The sequence below is a fragment of the Streptosporangium sp. NPDC002721 genome, from assembly GCF_042888905.1.
Lineage (GTDB): Bacteria > Actinomycetota > Actinomycetes > Streptosporangiales > Streptosporangiaceae > Streptosporangium.
The window spans coordinates 8,547-25,884 of record NZ_JBIAQI010000059.1 but is presented as its reverse complement, the minus strand read 5'-3'; the positions used below and the strand labels follow the sequence as shown (position 1 = coordinate 25,884).

Sequence of the window (17,338 nt, the reverse complement as noted above, 5' to 3'; positions counted from 1 at the left end):
CCCGGCCAGGACGTAGCCGCCGGAGTTGCGGTGGTCGGCGCTCGCGCTGCCGATCACGGTGCCGCGTCCGTCGACGGTGCCGTCGGCGGTCTTCATCGCGACCTCGGCCCTGCCGTCGCCGTCGTAGTCGTAGGCCTGGAACTGGGTGTAGTGCGCCCCGGCGCGGATGTTGCGGCCCAGGTTGATCCGCCACAGCCGGGTGCCGTCCAGTTTGACGCCGTCGAGGTAGACCGGGTCGGTGACGCCGGACTGGGAGTTGTCCTTGGCGTTGTTGGCCTCCCATTTCAGCACGATGTCCATGCGGCCGTCGCCGTCCAGGTCGGCGGGGGCCGCGTCGCTCGCGTGGTGGCCGGAGGACGGCGGGCTGATCGGCACGTCCAGGTAGCCGCTGCCGAACCGCAGCGAGGTCTCCGAAGCCGGGCCCTCGGTGCCGCCACTGACCGCCCGTACCGTGTAGGAGGCGTCGGCGGCGGCGCCCGCATCCAGGTGGTTGGTGGAGTTGGTCACGTTGGCGCCGAAGCCGCCCTGCCACTGGTTGGTGATCTCGTAGGTGACCCGGCAGGACACCGCCGCGGAGGCGGGTGCCTGGGCGGCGACCCCTCCCAGGATCACCGCGCACACGGAACCGCCGATCACCGCACGGCTCCGCGTCAGATGGATGAGACGTTTCATGTATGGCCCGATCAGTTGACGTCGAGGTGGTCGAGGTTGGGGAGGCCGGTCGCCGTGGTCGGCTCCAGCCGGATGGTGTTGCCGCCGGTGTTCAGCGGGACCGTCACGGTCGTGGTGACCCACGTGGTCCAGGCGCCGGTGGAGGCGAAGGAGACCGTCCCCGCCGGGGCCCCGTTGACCACCAGGTTGGCCGGCCGCGCGCTGCCGGCGCCGTTGGCGAAACGGATCCCGAGCGTGGCGGTACCGGCCGCCGAGGCGTTCACCGTGAACTGGGCGTAGGCGCCCACCGCGGCGTTGCCGTTGCAGAACCCGCTGCCGGAGAACCCGGGCTGGTTGGAGTCGATGCTGCCCTGGCACACCGCCGGCGCGCTCTCCGCCTCGTAACGCCGCCCCGGCGGCGTACCGCCGGAGGTCCTGACGAGTGCGAGGTCGTCGACGAAGAGGTGCCCGTTGCCGCTCGCCGCCCGGACGGTGACGGTGGCGGTACCGGCCGCCAGCTGGATGCCGGCGAGTTCGCGCCGGGTCCAGCCGCTTGACGCCGGGATGTTGAGCGTGCGCGAGTTACCGGCGGCGTCGGTGACCGTCACCTGCGCGGCGCTGAGCGAACCGGTGGTCCTGGCGAACAGCGACAGCCCGTAGGTGCCGGCTCGGCGGTGCCGCCGGATGCACCGCACCGGCCGAGATCAAGGTCGCCGACTCGTGGGGCGACTCGGCGTGGGGCTGCGTCGCCCACGCCGACGAAGCCCTCTTCAACGTGAAGCGTGTGTTCATCGCCGACGAGGAGTCCGGCGGACTGGCCGCCTACCTCAACCGCTGACCCGGGCCGGCCCGAGGCGGGCGGCACGGCGGTGACGCGTCGTTCGCGCTTATCGCTATTGGCTGTTCCGCTGTCCCCCGGGGCCGCCTTCGAACCCGGACACTCGACGCCAGGGCCGCCCCGGCCACGGCACCGGCCGGATCGCCGCGAAGGAGTTGAGGAACCGGTGCCCGAAGACGCCGACGTCACCTCCCCAAACGAGGGCCGCGACAGGACGGCGGACGGGGTCACCGCCGAACGGGGCCCGGCGGGCGGAGGTGGTCGCCGTCCTGCGGAAGGATTGACGACCATGACCGACGCCAGACTGCCAGGCAACGACGAGGCCGCGTTCATCGCGGCGGCCCGCTCGAACGACGCGGCACGGTTCGCGCTCATCACGGAGCGCCACCGGCGTGAGCTGCAGGTGCACTGCTACCGGATGCTCGCGAACTACGAGGACGCCCAGGACATGACGCAGGAGACGTTCCTGCGGGCGTGGAACAAGCGGGAGTCGTTCAGGGGCCACGCCGCGCTGCGGACCTGGCTGTACCGGATCGCGACGAACGCCTGCCTCGACTTCCTGGACAGGCGCAACGACCGCACACCCGTGCCTGCCGAGCTGCCGGACGCGGACTCGGAATTGCACTACCTGCAGCCCTACCCGGACCGGATGCTCCCGGAGGACCCGCAGGAATCGGTGGTGGCGCGGGAGACGATCGAGCTGGCGTTCATCGTCGCCGTCCAGCACCTGCCGCCGCGGCAGCGGGCGGTGTTCATCCTGCGCGACGTCCTCGGCTGGCCGGCGCCGACGGCCGCCGACGCCCTCGAGCTGACCGTCGCGTCGGTGACCAGCGCACTGCAGCGGGCACGCGTGACGATGCGCGAGCAGCTGCCCGACCGCCGCCTCGACTGGCGGAGCCCTGCCACGTACGAGCTGTCGGATGACGAGCGCGGCGTGGTGAGGTCGTACATGGACGCCCATGAGCGCAACGACCTCAACGGGCTGACGGCCCTGCTGCGCGACGACCTGCGCTTCGCGATGCTGCCCGATCCGGGCACCTTGATCGTCACGGCCAAGGACGCGGTGGACGGCTGGGTCTCCGGTGGGCTCTTCCAGCGCGGCCACGACGACTGGCGCTGCATCGCCACGACGGTCAACCGCATGCCTGCCGCCGCGCTGTACCTCCGCACCCCCGACGACCCGGAATACCGTTTGCTGAACATCGCGGTCCTGCACATCGTCGACGGGAAGATCGCCGAGCTCACCGGATTCGACGTCACCGGCAAACCATGGCTGAGCCTGCCCGCGACGCTGTGATCAGACGAGTCCCCATCACCGACGAGTCCGGCGCACGGGCCGGCGTCACCGTCGTCCTCATCTTCAGCGAGATCTTCAGCGAGTCGGTCAACAGCTCACCCGGAACGCGAGGGAGGGTGAGGGAGGGCGAGGAGGGGCCCCGGAAGAGGGTCCCTCCTCGCCGAGGGGCACGGTGAGCACGCCAGGAAGGATTTCGACCTGGCCTTACGAGCCGGGCATCCGGCCCGTGCTCATCGCCTCGTCTCGTACCGGGTCAGCACCACGCCGCCGGAAAACGTCCGCGTCTCGACCAGGTTCAGGTTCACCCAGCTGTCCAGCGCGGTGAAGAACGGCGTGCCGCCGCCCACCAGGACCGGATAGGTGACGATCGCGTACTCGTCGATCAGCCCGGCCCGCATGGGCGCCGCGGCGAGTGTGGCGCCGCAGATGTCCATCGGGCCGCCGTCCTCGGCCTTGAGCCTGGTGATCTCGGTGACCGCGTCGCCGGTGAACAGGCGGGCGTTCCAGTCGACCGTGTCGATCGTCGAGGAGAACACCACCTTCGGCATGTCCCGCCAACGGCGCGCGTACTCGATCTCCGCCGGGGTGGCACCCGGCCGCTTGTCGGCGGTCGGCCAGTGGGAACTCATCCCGTCCCACAGCTTGCGCCCGTACAGCGCCAGGCCCGTCGCGTCCACCCGGTCGGACCACCACTGGAACAGCTCGGCGCTCGACGATGAGTCCGGCCCCTCCCCCTCACTCCAGCCGAGGTCGTCGCCGGGCGCGGCGATGTAGCCGTCCAGGGTCACGTTCATGCCGAAAATCAGTTTCCGCATCGTGTCAGCCTTTCGTGAGTCGATCTCACACGTACAGACGGGCGCGGCGCGGAAACCTAATCGGTGCGCGATCCGCTTCCGCGGGCGGTCCTCGATGACCGGCCGCAAACCCCGTCCTCTCCCAGTGGCGGCGGACGGCGCGGCGGGCCCGGGATCACCGGCCTCGCCCAGGGCGTTACGGCTGCTGCGCCACATCACCCGGCCCACGCGCAGGCGGCCGGAGGCCGAAACCCTGACCGGAAGGGAGACGGACATCGCCCGCCTCGTCGCCCGGGGAAAGACCAACATCGAGTCATCTCACCGGGCACCGTCAAAGGCCACATCGCCAACATCCAGCGCAGGCCCGGCGCACGTAACCGCGTCGGCATCGCCACCTGGGCCTGGGAAACCGGGCATGTCACCGGCTCGTAGCCAAGCGTTTCCAGCCTCGGGGAACGGGCGGGCGGCATCGGTGAGGGGCTGGTGGGTGCGGCCCGGATCGCCGGCGACGCCGTCAGACGCCTGGCCGGTTACGGCAGATCAGCCCGTCGCTTCGCGGACGTCCTCTCCCCGCTCGGCGAACGCCTTGAAGTCCTGCATGTGCTGTTGCGACTGCCTGCGGAAGGCGCCGGGCATCAGAAGTCCCACCAGCTTCATCGGAAAGCCGTTGAACCGGTATTCGTTCTCGCTCTCCCAGAGCGTCGTTTCCGGGCCGGCTTCGGTCAGCCGTTCGCGTGCGGCGCTCCACATGCCCTCACCGACGATCTCGCGGTCGAAGTGAACGACGCTCGTCTCCGGGGTCTCGCGCAGGTCCGCCGGTTCCCGTCGGGTGATCGTCTCGGTGCACTCGATCTTCTGCCGGCCCATTTGAAACACGACCCGCGACGTGGTGCCGAGCTGCCCGTGCTCCCCGCTCAGCGGCTCGTGCAGCACCAGGCCCCGCAGCCATCTCGGCAGGTGTGCCGGGTCGGTGAGCAGCTGGACCGCCTTCTCCCGCGACAGGGCGATCTCGATGGAGACGGTGTATTTCATGGACGCATCATTCTTTCCCTAGGCCGGGCCGGGCGCGTAGAACGTGGTGGTGGCCTCGACCGCGGCCGCGACGTGCTCCGGTTCGCCACCGGCGGCCAGATGAGCCCGGCCCCAGGCCGCGGCGCTGCGCCGGCTGAACTCACGTCCTTCGGGCGACTTCTCGAACTCCTCGTGGTCGGCGATCTCGTCACCGGCCAGGAACCGGGCCAGGGTGAGCAGGGCCAGGTCCCAGCCGACGCCGCCGGCGCCCGGGCCGTAGACGGGGAAGGAGGGCTCCTCGACGAACGCCGCGTGGATCAGTTCGAGCTCCGTGTCGCCGGCGGGGCCCGGGACCAGGCGCACCTCCACCTCGCTCGTGCCGGGCCAGGCGTCGGCGTCCGGTCCGTAGAGCCAGGACACCTTGAGCAGACGCGGCGGCTCGCACCGGAGGATGTCACCGTGCTCACCACCGTCCAGCTCGAACTTCCCGCCGGGCCGAAGGTCCCCGGTGACCGGCTTCAACCAGCGGCGCAGCCGCTCGGGATCGGTGACGGCGTCCCAGACGTCGTCGATCTCCGCGTCGTATCGACGCCGCAGCTCCACGGTGTACGCCTCGCCGGCGGGCACTTCGCCGTTGCCCATCGTCCGGCGCACGGCGGCCAGCTCGTCCAGTACGTCTTTCATGTCATGCCTCTGTCGGTGGTGGATCGGTTTTGCCGGTATCGGTGCCGGACCCGGCCCGCCGGGTGGGTTCCCCACCGGCCCGGGGCAGACGTGCACGCCTGCCCCGGGCCAGCTCGGTCCCCAGGGCGTCGAGGCGTTGTTCCCAGAACCGGCGAAACCGGTCCAGCCACGCGTCGACCTCGCTCAGCGGCGCGGGCTCGACAGCGTAGAACCGCCGAGCGCCCTCAGCCCGCACCGACGCGAACCCGCCGTCACGCAGCACACGCAGATGCTGGGAGACAGCCGGCTGGGAGAGGGCGAACTCGGCCCGGATGACCTCCGTGATCGCCCCGGAGGTCCGCTCGCCGTCGGCGAGCAGCTCCAGGATGCGCCGGCGCACGGGGTCGCCGAGGATGTCGAACGCGTGCACGAAGAAGATCGTACCGGCCTACACTTATATAAGGCAAGGCTGACATATGGGCGCCGCGTCGGCGGCACCGCACAGGTTGACCCGCGAGGCCCCGGCGCCGTTCCTCTTCCAGCGCGCCGGTGAGCCTGGCCACGAACCAGAACATCCGCGGGTCGAACTCGCCGACGCTTACCGCCGGCCGGAAGGCTTTCGGGGACCGGGAGGGGAAGGGAAGGGGGAAAGCGATGCCCTGATCAGCTCGCCTTGGGGCTGGGAGCACGTTCGAGAAGAGGGCGACTCTTCGCTCCGGAGGACAAGTGATCGCATGCGGGGCATCATGACTTCATGGAGGCGATGGGATCCCGTGCCGCGGCGGACAGAGGTGCTCTGATCGGGGTGGCCGTCGGAGCGCTGGAAGGCGTGATCTAGCTGCTGGCGGACCATGTCGCGCTCTTCCGCCCGGTGGCGGTGTTGCTCGTGGCCCTCCCCTTGGGGGCGGCTCTGGCCTGCAAAGCCCGGCTTCCTCGCCGGAAGGCGGTCGCGCCGGCCGGGCCGATCGCCTTCGTGCCGCCGACATGGGCGCTGAACGCGCTCAGCCCCGCCCAACCCCTGCCGCCCGCTCCCGGGAAACCGCCGGCTACGCAGAGGCGACAGGACCGAGGTGGTCCTCTTCGCGCACGAACGGAACGCCTCCATCAGGATCGACGGGCATTCCGAATCCGAAGCGCTCGCGGTCCTGGACAGCCTGCGCCCGGTGACGGCGAAGACGCTGGCGGCTCGCATGTCGACCCGCGGCCGCACCTGACGGAGACCGGGAGGAACAGACCGGCACCCGGTTCGGCGAGCTGAGCCCGCCCCTCACGCGGTAACGTCCCTGCCGGCGTCCCGCGGGCCGCGACGGCCACTTCCGGCGCGATCCTCGGCATCTTTTGTTTGGACTCCGGCATAACTCCTTGATCGTCGCGCAGCGGGATCGGAGCGGCTGGGCGCCGTGTGCGGCCCGCGCGAGTCCTCGGCATTCCCGCGCCGCCCGCCCGGAGACCAGGGCATATGGGTCGCAGCCGGTGAGCGCGCCGGGTGGCGGGGGACGAGCCGGCGGCTGACACGGGCGGTGACGGGTCGTCAGCGGAACGGCCGCCGAGAGGTGGCGGTGGGACGGCGGGGTGCGGTCGAGGCGGTGCGGGTACGGGTGGATTCCTCATGCGGATTCACCGTGCGGGCCGCCGGAAGGGGCGGTGACCAGGGGTTATGGGGCGGGGAGTGCGGACGCGGGGGATGCCGGGAAGTTCGATCTTGAGGTCACCGTAACAGCCGCATCCACCTTTGGCCAGATATGAGCAGAAGTTCTGACTTTTCGAGTGATACTTCTTGACATTTCGGCGAAAATGGCGCGTACTTCGTTCGGATGTCGATCTCACCACCCCCTAGAGCCTCACCGATCACGACGCGACCGCTCCAGGCCTGGACACGTCGCGCGCGAAAGCGGTGTCCCGAGCACCCGCAAGTCACCCTCACGCAAGCGCCACCGATTGGGGAACCATGACCGAGGTAGGCAGAGGCATGGCGAAAAGCCTGCTCTCCCGGCGTGCCTTCACCACGTCCGCGGCGGCCGCCGCGCTGGCACCATTGGTCACAGCGAATCAGGCCGGGGCGTTGCCCCTGGCCGGTACGGCCGGCACGGCCATGGGCGCGGTCCGCCGCATCACGCTGTACGCCGAGCGGCTGGAGGACGGCCGGCTGGGCTACGGCCTGGAGCCCGGCAAGGCCACGATCCCCGGGCCGCTCATCGAGATGGTCGAGGGCGACACGCTTGAGATCGAGATGGTCAACAACCTGAACGTGACGGCGAGCCTGCACGTCCACGGGGTGGACTACGACGTGGCCAGCGACGGTACGAGAATGAACGACAGCGTGGTCGAGCCCGGGGGCCGGCGCACCTACATCTGGCGCACCCACGCGCAGGGCAGGCGCGGGGGCGGCGCCGGCATCGAGCCCGGCAGCGCCGGCTACTGGCACTACCACGACCACGTGGTGGGGACCGACCACGGCACGCTCGGCATCCGGCAGGGACTGTACGGCGCGCTGGTCGTCCGGCGGAAGAAGGACGTCAGGCCGGACAAGACGTTCACCGTCGTCTTCAACGACATGATGATCAACAATCGCCCCGCGCACCAGGCGCCGGAGTTCGTCGCCAAGGCCGGCGAGCGGGTGGAGTGGATCGTGATCACCCACGGCGAGTTCTACCACACGTTCCACATCCACGGGCACCGCTGGGCCGACAACCGCACCGGCATGCTGGAGAGCCTGGAGGACCCGAGCCGGATCATCGACACCAAGATCACCGGACCCGCCGAGTCGTTCGGCTTCCAGCTGATCGCGGGCGAGCGCGTCGGCCCGGGGGAATGGATGTACCACTGCCACGTCCAGAGCCACTCCGACATGGGGATGGCCGGCATCTTCAAGGTGACGGACGCGGACGGGAACGTACCGGACCAACCGGGCGGTGGTCACTCGGGCGGCGGTCACGCGAGCGGTGACCACGCGGGCCACTGACGGCCACTGACGGCCACTGACGGCCACTGACGGCCGCGCACGGCCCGCCCGCCCCCGGGCGCCCCCCATGACCGGATCCGGTCGCCCCGTGCCGTACGAGCACGGCCCACGCGGACGTCGGCACCCCGGACCGCGGCCGCCCCCTCCAAGACGCCCCGGACCGCGGCCGCCCTCCTTTCAACTCATCCGCAAATGGTCCCGAACCCCCCTCGATCCCAAGGAGCAATGATGGGTCGAACAGGCCATTCACCGTCCCGGCCACCCGCCTGGCGACGCGTACTGATCACGATGTCGAGTGCCGCCCTGGTGCTCGGGCTGGCGGCCCCGGCCGCCGTGCCGGCCCAGGCGCAGGCCCGGCCACAGGCTCAGGCCCCCGCCGCGGCCGCCAAGAAGCCCGCCGTCAACGTGCTGGTCTTCAGCGGCCAGGCCGCGCAGCAGGACGACCCGGTGCGGGCGGCCGCGACGGCGATCAGGGAACTGAGCAAGAAGAACGGGTTCTCCGTCGAGGAGGCCCAGGATCCGGCGGTCTTCACCGCCGACAACCTGGCGCGGTTCCGCGGCGTGGTGTTCCTGTCGGCCAACGGCGTGAACCTGGACGAATCACAGCTCGCCGCCTTCCAGGCGTACATCAGGGGCGGTGGCGGGTTCGTCGGCATCCGCGACGCCGCCCGCGCGCAGATCGACTCGGCGTGGTTCACCGAGCTGATCGGCACCCGGCCCGTCGGCGCCCTCCCCATCGCGGAGAAGGTGACGGAGGTGGCGGCGAGCGCGGAGAACCCGCCGAACGAGACCAAGGAGAAGGTCTTCGACGGCGACAACGACACCAAGTGGCTGGCCAGGACGCCGGCCGGGTGGGTGCAGGGCAAGCTGGAGAAGGCCGTCGTGGTGGCGCACTACGCGCTGACGTCGGCCAACGACTCCGCCGGCCGGGACCCCAAGGACTGGACCCTGCAGGGCTCGCAGAACGGGACGACCTGGACGGATCTCGACAAGCGCAGCGGGGAGGTCTTCCCCCAGCGGTTCCAGAGCAAGGAGTACAAGTTCGAGAACACCACGGCGTACCAGTACTACCGGCTCAACGTCACCGCGAACGGCGGTGAGCCCCTGACCCAGCTCGCCGAGCTGCGGCTGTTCGGGCCCGACTCCGCGCCGCCTCCCGCGCCGAAGGAGCAGAAGGCCGTCGTGGACATCCTCGACCGCAAGCATCCGGCGAACGAGGGGCTTCCGCTCACCCTGTCGCGGACCGACAAGTGGCTGAGCTGGAACCCCAACCCGGTGGGCAAGGTCCACACGATCGCGCAGGTCGAGGAGTGGACCTACAACCCGAGCATGAACGGCAACGGCCCGTTCCACCCGGTCTCCTGGTGCCGTGACTACGACGGCGGCCGGTCCTTCTACACCGGCATGGGCGGCACCGCGGCGAGCTACACCGGCGACAAGCAGTTCCGCACGCACCTGGCCGGCGCCATCCGGTGGGCGACCGGCATCGTGCGGGGCGACTGCCAGGCGACCATCGCGGCCAACTACGCCACCGAACGGCTGACCGCGCCGAACGCGCAGGGCCAGCTCGACCAGATCGGCGAGCCGCACGGTCTGACCGTCGCGCCGAACGGCAAGGTGTTCTACATCGGCAAGGCGGCATGCGCCACCGGCCCGGTCCCCGCCTGGACCGACCCGAAGGTGGGCCTGGGGTGTGGCACCATCCACCAGTGGGACCCCAGGACCAAGCAGGTCAAGCTGCTGACCACGCTGCCCGTCATGGGCAACCGCGGCAGCGGCGACGAGCTGGTCAAGAACGAGGAGGGCCTGGTCGGCATCACCCTCGACCCGGACTTCGCGGAGAACGGCTGGATCTACGCGTACTGGATGCCGCACGCCTCGATCGACCGCGACAGGCGCATCGGCAAGCGGACGGTCTCCCGGTTCGACTACGACTCACGAACCCAGACGATCGACCAGGGCAGCCGCAAGGACCTGCTGCAGTGGGACACCCAGATCCACAGCTGCTGCCACGCGGGCGGAGGCATGACCTTCGACGAGGACGGCAACCTCTACATCGGCACCGGTGACAGCAACTCCTCCGGCGGGTCCAGCGGTTACTCCGGCAACAACTGGACCCAGGACTACAAGGGCACCTCCTTCCAGGACGCCCGCCGTACCTCCGGCAACACCAACGACCTCAACGGCAAGATCCTGCGCATCCACCCCGAGCCCGACGGCACCTACACCGTCCCCGAGGGCAACCTGTTCACCGGTGAGGAGGAGGGTGGCGGCAAGACCCGCGCGGAGATCTGGGTGATGGGCGTCCGCAACATCGCGCGGCTGCAGTGGGACGAGAAGAACGACTGGATCACGGCCGGCTGGGTCGGCCCGGACGCCGCCGGCCCGAGCGAGACGTGGGGACCGGCCAAGTACGAGACCGTGACGGTCCTCACCTCCGCCGGCAACCAGGGCTGGCCGTACTGCATGGGAAACAGGCAGCCCTACCGCGACCGCAGCAACGGCAACGCCACCCAGCCCGCCGAGTGGTACGACTGCGACAACCTGAAGAACACCTCGCCGCGCAACACCGGCCTCGTCGACATCCCGCCGGCGCGCGACAACATGATCTGGTACTCGCCGCAGGGCGGCGGCCCGGTCTACCCCAAGCGGCAGGACGGCAGCGGTCTGCCGACGTACAAGCAGGGCGAGGAGACCCTCACCATGCCCTACCTCAAGGGCGGCGGCCAGGCGGTCATGTCGGGCCCGACCTACCACCGCTCCCAGGCCGACACCGAAAGCGGGGTCGCCTGGCCGGAGTACTGGGACGGCAAGTGGTTCATCGGTGACCAGTCCAACGCCAACAACCGCGTCGCGGTGACCGTGAACCCCGAGACCGCCCGGCAGGCGGGCCGGCCGGCGTTCGCCGAGGACCTGCGGCACATCATCCCGGGCGGCAACGGCGCGGGCCAGCTCCAGTCGTGGATGGACGCCAAGTTCGGCCCCGACGGCGCGCTCTACATGCTCGACTACGCCGGCGGCTTCTTCAGCCTGCACGCCAACCAGAAGCTGGTCCGCGTCACCTACAAGGGCGGCCCGGCGACGCCGGACCCGGCCGCGGCCGTGCCGCGTCCCGCCCGGCAGAACGCCGATCCCAGGACGGTGACGTTCTCCGGCGCCAGGGCCGGCGGCGTGGCGTGGGAGTGGGACTTCGGCGACGGCAGCGCGCCGTCGAAGGAGGCCGACCCGACGCACACCTACGCCGGCTTCGGCACCTACCAGGCGACGCTGAAGGTCACCTACGCCGACGGCGAGCAGGCCACCGGGAAGATCGCCGTCACGGTCGGCTGCGCCGCGCCCGACGCCCGGCCGACGGTGCAGCTGCTCGACGCCTTCACCGGCGTGCGCAACAAGGCGGCCGGCGGCGGCTGCACGATCAACGACCTGATCGACGACGAGCGCGCCTGGAAGAACCGCAACCAGTTCGTCCAGCACCTCGACACCGTCGTCAAGCAGCTGCTCAAGGACGGCGTCGTCACCGCCCAGGAGGCGGAGGCGCTGCGCACCGCCGGCGCCAGGTCCGAGGTCGGCAGGGTGAGCGGGTACGAGCCCATCTTCGACGGCACGGCGTCGTCGCTGCTGGGCTGGACCCAGGCCCCGTCGGGGCGGTTCGCCCTCCAGGCGGACGGCACGATCCGCAGCTCCGGCGGCCTGGGCATGCTGTGGTACTCCGACAAGGCGTACGCGGACTTCTCGGTCCGGCTGCAGTTCCGTGACAGCTCGCCCGACCCGCATCGCGCCAACAGCGGCCTGTTCGTCCGGTTCCCGGACCCGAGGACCCCGCTGGAGCAGCGTCCCGCCGGAAGCTGTGGCACGGTCGGCTCGGCACGCACCTCACCCGCCTGGGTCGCGATCTTCTGTGGCCACGAGATCCAGATCTACGACGGTGACACGGGCGAGCCGCAGAAGACGGGCTCGGTCTACAACTTCTCGCCCAACGGCCTGAACCGGGCCGGGGTGACGGCGAAGGGCCAGTGGAACGACTACGAGGTCCGGGCGGTCGGCCAGCACTACACGATCATCCGCAACGGCACGGTGATCAGCGAGTTCGACAACACGCCGGGCAAGGCGTCCTCGCGCGCCGGTGACCCGCCCACGGACCTGCGCCAGTTCATCAGCGGGTTCCTCGGGCTGCAGAACCACGGCAACAACGACGTGATCGACTTCCGCAACATCCGCGTGCGCGAACTCTAGGACGGTACGCCGGCCGGGTGCCGGGCCGGGGAGCGTGCTCCCCGTGCCCGGCGCCCCACCCCAGCTCGGAAAGGTGCATCGACACATGCATGCCGGATCTCTCCTCTCCCACGTGACCAGAGTGACCAGAGTGACCAGAGTGACCAGAGTGACCAGAGTGACCAGAGTGACCAGAGTGATCGGGGCCTTAGTGATCAGGGCGTTACGGCGGGCGTCCGCGGCGGTGACGGCGCCGCGCCTGGCCGTGGCGCTGCTCGCCGTGGCGCTTCCCGCGCTCTTGCTGTCCTCGGTCAACGCCGCCGCACAACCCCGTGCCCAGCTCAGCGCCGCGCAGGCGGCGGACCAGACGCTCACCTGGACCGCCGACGACAGCATGACCGCCTACAAGTCGGCGCCGGAGTCGGCGACGGCGGGTCCCGCCACCATCGTCTTCGAGAACAGCGCGGCCACCGGCAACACCAGCGGCATGACGCACACGCTGACGTTCGACACCTCCACCCCCGGCTACAACCACGACGTCAGCCTCAACATCATCGCCAGCCCCTTCGACGCCGACGGCGGCCGGCACGTCGCCCAGGTGAACCTCACCCCCGGCAAGTACCGCTACCACTGCGTGATCCCCGGTCACGGCCAGATGACCGGCGAGCTCGTCGTCACCGAGGGCGGGGGCGAGGACACGACCGCGCCGCAGGTCTCCGCGCAGGTGGCGGGCGACCAGGACGCGAACGGCGACTACGTGGGCGCGGCGACGGTCACGGTCTCGGCGAGCGACACCGAGTCCGGGGTCGACACCGTGGAGTACGCGCTCGACGGCGGGTCGTTCGCGGCCTACTCGGCCCCGGTGTCGGTCAACCAGGTGGGGGCGCGCACGGTGACGTTCCGGGCCACCGACAAGGCGGGCAACACCTCGGCCGTGGGCTCGGTGGAGTTCACGGTCGTGGCCCCGCAGGGGGAGGACACCACCGCGCCCACGGTCACCGGGAAGGTGACCGGTGAGCAGAACGCGGCGGGCCACTACGTGGGCGCGGCGACGGTGACGGTGACGGCGAGCGACACCGGCTCCGGCGTCGACACCGTGGAGTACTCCCTCGACGGCCAGCCGTTCGCGGCGTACACGGCCCCGCTGGCGGTCAGCCAGCCCGGCGCGCGCACGGTGACGTTCCGGGCCACCGACAAGGCGGGCAACACCTCGGCCGTGGGCTCGGTGGAGTTCACGGTGGCGGCCCCGCAAGGGGGGGACACCACTCCCCCGCAGGTCTCGGCGCAGCTGTCGGGCGATCAGGACTCGGCGGGCAACTACGTCGGCGCGGCGACCGTGATGATCTCGGTGAGTGACACCGGGTCGGGGGTCGCCACGGTGGAGTACTCGCTCGACGGCGGAGCCTACGTCGAGTACCCCTCCCCCGTGTCGGTCAACAAGGCGGGCGCGCACACCCTGTCGTACCGGGCCACCGACAGGGCCGGGAACACCTCGCCGGTGGCGACGCTGAGGTTCACCGTGGTGGCTCCGGAGGAGGACACCACGCTGCCGCAGGTGTCGGCCGCGATCACCGGCACCCAGGACTGGGCCTGGAACTACGTCGGCTCGGCGACGGTGAAGCTGACGGCGAGCGACGTCGGCTCGGGGCTGGACAAGGTGGAGTACTCCCTCGACGGGCAACCGTTCGCGGCGTACACGAAGCCGCTGTCGGTCGACCAGCCCGGCGCGCACACCCTGTCGTACCGGGCGAGCGACAAGGCCGGGAACATGTCGGTGGGCACGGCCAGGTTCATGATCGTGGAAGCGGGTGGCGAGTAGCGCCCGCCGCCGGGCAGGGGTGACGGCCACCCCGTGAGGCGACGTCGTCAGCCGGTGAGCGGCCCCCGTCCTTTGGGCGGGGGCCGCTCGCGCGTCAGGCCGCCCGCAAGGCGGCGGCCCGCATCGTGCCTGGCCGCGTTTCCCCCTCGCCGCCGGTCCGCATCGCGCGCTCATTCTCGAAAACCCCATGTCTGGCCGAAACCCACCAAAACTCTCGTTGCAAAAAATAAGCAAGTTTACGCAGAATTCACATCTATACAGGCAAGAAAGGGATAAATAGGGTCGCGGTCGAGAAGGTAGATCGTTAAGGTGTGGGGCAGCAGCTGGAACGGGGGATCTTGGCGGTGTCTGTCTATCCGGGACCGGGGGCGCGGTGGCCCTCGCCCTCCCACGCACGAGAACTCGCCGGCCGGGGACATCGTGATCTTCACCGGTGGCGGAACCGGTCACGGCCGGGGGCGGTCCGCCACTCCCCCGCCACGAGCTGACCGGCTGACAGCTCTCCACTTCCCCGCGTTCCAGGTCTGTCCGGGCTGAGGTTCCGCCCGGACGTTCCGTACGGCATCGCTGGCCGTACGGAGCTTTCACCGTCCGTACGGCCCGTTCGAGGTGCCGCCGGACGTCCCCCCGAGGAAAGGACCTCCCCTTTGTCGCGCTTGCTGCGGCTTTCGCATGCCCTGGTGACGGCCACCGTCGCCACGGCCCTCATCTTCTCCTCCAGCGCCGCCCACGCGGGCGGCCCGACCAACACGCCCGGGGCGGCCGAACCCGCCCCGCCGTCCAAGATCCCGGCAGCGGTCCGCGACAGCGTGGCCGACGGCCGTACCGGCACCTTCTGGGTACGCCTCGCCAAGCGCGCCGACCTCGGCACCGTGGCGGGCAAACAGACCCGCGCGGGGCGGGCAACAGAGGTGATCCGCGTCCGCAAGGAGGTGGCCGACTCCTCCCAGAAGCGGGTCATCGCCGCCCTGCGCGCCGCCCGCGCCGACTACACGTCGTTCTGGATCTCCAACACCGTCAGGGTGAGCGGCGACGGCGCGCTGCTGGAGCGGCTCGCCGCGCTGCCCGAGGTGGCGAAGATCGAGGCGGACGTCCCGGTCTCCCTCCCGAAGCCCGCCGTGGCCCCACGGGCGCAGGCCACGGTGGCCGGTGTCGAGTGGAACGTCGACAAGATCGGCGCCGACCAGGTGTGGGAGGAGTTCTCCGATCGCGGCCAGGGCATCGTGGTCGCCGGCATCGACACCGGCGTCCAGTGGGACCACCCCGCCCTGCTCGGCCAGTACCGGGGCACCACCGGCGGCACGGCCGACCACAACTACGCCTGGTTCAACCCGGTGGGAGGGTGCCCCACGGCGGCACCGTGCGACACCGACGGGCACGGCACCCACACGATGGGGACGATGGCCGGGGACGACGGCGGCACGAACAAGATCGGCGTCGCTCCCGGGGTGAGGTGGATCGCCGCCAAGGGATGTGAGGGCACCAACTGCTCGACCGCCGCCCTGCTGGCGGCCGGCCAGTGGATGCTGGCCCCCACCGACCTCAACGGGCACAACCCCCGGCCCGACCTGGCCCCCGACGTGGTGAACAACTCCTGGGGCAGCATGGGGTACTCGGAGTGGTACGCCGACGTCCTGTCCTCCTGGGTGCAGGCGGGCATCTTCCCGGCCTTCTCCATCGGCAACGACGGACCGGACTGCGGAACGGCGGGCTATCCCGGCGGGCTCATCCAGGCCTACAGCTCGGCGGCCTTCGACGTCAACGACGTGATCGCGCCGTTCTCCAGCCGCGGTGACGGCGCCTCCTACCTCAAGCCGGACATCGCCGCCCCCGGGGTGAACGTGCGCTCCTCGGTGCCCGGCGGCTACGCCAGCTACAGCGGGACCTCCATGGCCTCCCCGCACACGGCGGCGACGGTGGCCCTGATCTGGGCGGCGGTGCCGGGCCTGCGCGGCAACGTCGACGCGACCCGGGAGATCCTGGACTCCAGCGCCGTCCCCAAGCCCGACACCTCCTGCGCCTCGGCCGGAACGGCCAACGAGGTCTGGGGGCACGGCAAGCTGGACGCCTACGCCGCGGTGACGCGGGCCAGGTCGGGCGTGATCGCGCCGGGAACCGAACTGCCGCTGGTGATGGGCTACAACAGGTCCCTGCCCGGCACCGACGGCCACTGGGGCTTCTCCTCGGTCGACCGCGACCCGGCCACCTACTGGGAGGTCCCGGCGTTCGTGAACTCGGTCTCGATCAACTACGCCTTCGGCGGGGGCCGCCGCACGACCGACAAGGTGGTGGTGCAGCTCCCGGCCGGCGAGCCGGCCCGGACGCTGACCATGTCGGTCCAGGCGGCCTACGCGGGCACCGTGGACAACGTCACGGTGAGCCCGGCGCAGACCTACAGCTTCAACCCCGCCACCGGTAACAAGGTCACGATCACCTTCCCGCCGGTCCACGGGTGCTGCCTGTCGCTGACCTTCCCGAGCGGCCCCTGGACGCCGACCATCAAGATCGCCGAGGTGCAGGCGTTCTCGGCGGCCGGCAAGAACGCGGCCCTCGGCCGGCCGGTCCAGGGCAGCGCGCAGCCCGGGTACGGTACGGCGAACACGGTGGACGCCAACACCTCCACCTACTGGGAGAGCACCAACAACGCCTTCCCGCAGTCCCTGACCGTGGACCTCGGCGCGACCTGCCGGATCTATCAGGTGGAGATGACGCTGCCGCCCTCCTGGGGTGCCCGCACCCAGACGCTGTCCATCGAGGGCAGCACCGACGGCGTCACCTACCGGCCGATCGTCGGCTCACGGGCCTACGCCTTCACCCCGGCCTCGGGCAACGCCGTGTCGACGAGCTTCAACATGGCCGCCGTACGGTACGTCCGGCTGGTGTTCACCGCCAACACCGCCTGGCCCGCGGGCCAGCTCTCGGAACTACGGGTCCTCGCCTCCTGACCACCTGTTGATCCACCTCTCGCCGGGGGGGGGGCCCCCCCCGGGGGGGGGCCCCCCCCCCGGGGGGGGGGGGGGGGGGGCGCCCCGCGCGGGGGGGGGGGGGGGGGGCGGCGCCGCGGGGGCCGCCCCCGCCCGGGCGGTTTTTT

The 17,338-nt window shown here is 70.6% G+C and carries 11 protein-coding genes and 1 pseudogene; 6 read left to right on the top strand and 6 right to left on the bottom strand.

All coding sequences use genetic code 11. From position 1 onward, the window contains the following. Positions 1–636: pseudogene (locus ACFYWM_RS43405) on the bottom strand (rhamnogalacturonan lyase); the annotation flags it as partial. Between the two features lie 47 nt (positions 637–683). Further along, a complete protein-coding gene (locus ACFYWM_RS43400) occupies positions 684–1,346 on the bottom strand; it encodes a carbohydrate-binding protein (protein ID WP_389927358.1) in 663 nt (220 codons plus the stop codon). Positions 1,347–1,778: 432 nt separating this feature from the next. Here ACFYWM_RS43400 and ACFYWM_RS43395 point away from each other — a divergent pair, with 432 nt between their 5' ends. Beyond that, positions 1,779–2,786 (top strand): RNA polymerase subunit sigma-70, encoded by a 1,008-nt coding sequence (locus tag ACFYWM_RS43395; protein WP_389927355.1) that lies wholly within the window; start codon positions 1,779–1,781, stop codon positions 2,784–2,786. 230 nt (positions 2,787–3,016) lie between these two features. Here the strand turns inward: ACFYWM_RS43395 and ACFYWM_RS43390 are convergent, their stop codons facing one another. The 4 genes from ACFYWM_RS43390 to ACFYWM_RS43375 all read right to left on the bottom strand — a co-directional run bounded on the left by ACFYWM_RS43390 (position 3,017) and on the right by ACFYWM_RS43375 (position 5,684). Then, positions 3,017–3,601, bottom strand: a complete 585-nt coding sequence (locus tag ACFYWM_RS43390) for a dihydrofolate reductase family protein (RefSeq protein WP_389927353.1) — start codon at positions 3,599–3,601, stop codon at positions 3,017–3,019. Between the two features lie 519 nt (positions 3,602–4,120). Then, positions 4,121–4,612, bottom strand: coding sequence for an SRPBCC family protein (locus ACFYWM_RS43385; RefSeq protein WP_389927350.1), 492 nt, complete (start codon positions 4,610–4,612; stop codon positions 4,121–4,123). Between the two features lie 18 nt (positions 4,613–4,630). Further along, positions 4,631–5,275, bottom strand: coding sequence for an SRPBCC family protein (locus ACFYWM_RS43380; RefSeq protein ID WP_389927347.1), 645 nt, complete (start codon positions 5,273–5,275; stop codon positions 4,631–4,633). 1 nt (position 5,276) lies between these two features. After that, positions 5,277–5,684, bottom strand: a complete 408-nt coding sequence (locus tag ACFYWM_RS43375; protein WP_389927344.1) for an ArsR/SmtB family transcription factor — start codon at positions 5,682–5,684, stop codon at positions 5,277–5,279. 640 nt (positions 5,685–6,324) lie between these two features. Between ACFYWM_RS43375 and ACFYWM_RS43370 the strand changes: the two genes are divergently transcribed. The 5 genes from ACFYWM_RS43370 (at position 6,325) to ACFYWM_RS43350 (ending at position 17,192) form a co-directional block, all read left to right on the top strand. Further along, entirely contained in the window at positions 6,325–6,468 is a 144-nt protein-coding gene (locus tag ACFYWM_RS43370; protein WP_389927342.1) for a hypothetical protein, read from the top strand. Between the two features lie 755 nt (positions 6,469–7,223). After that, complete coding sequence (locus tag ACFYWM_RS43365; protein WP_389927339.1) at positions 7,224–8,216, top strand: multicopper oxidase domain-containing protein; 993 nt, start codon at positions 7,224–7,226, stop codon at positions 8,214–8,216. A 228-nt stretch (positions 8,217–8,444) separates the two neighbouring features. Beyond that, positions 8,445–12,449 carry a ThuA domain-containing protein gene (locus tag ACFYWM_RS43360; protein WP_389927336.1) on the top strand — a complete coding sequence of 1,335 codons (4,005 nt, stop codon included), beginning with the start codon at positions 8,445–8,447 and terminating at the stop codon, positions 12,447–12,449. A 166-nt stretch (positions 12,450–12,615) separates the two neighbouring features. After that, positions 12,616–14,247: an OmpL47-type beta-barrel domain-containing protein gene (locus ACFYWM_RS43355; RefSeq protein WP_389927333.1), complete on the top strand. Its 1,632-nt coding sequence runs from the start codon at positions 12,616–12,618 to the stop codon at positions 14,245–14,247. Between the two features lie 680 nt (positions 14,248–14,927). Then, complete coding sequence (locus tag ACFYWM_RS43350) at positions 14,928–17,192, top strand: S8 family serine peptidase (RefSeq protein ID WP_389927330.1); 2,265 nt, start codon at positions 14,928–14,930, stop codon at positions 17,190–17,192. The last annotated feature ends 146 nt before the right edge of the window (positions 17,193–17,338 follow it).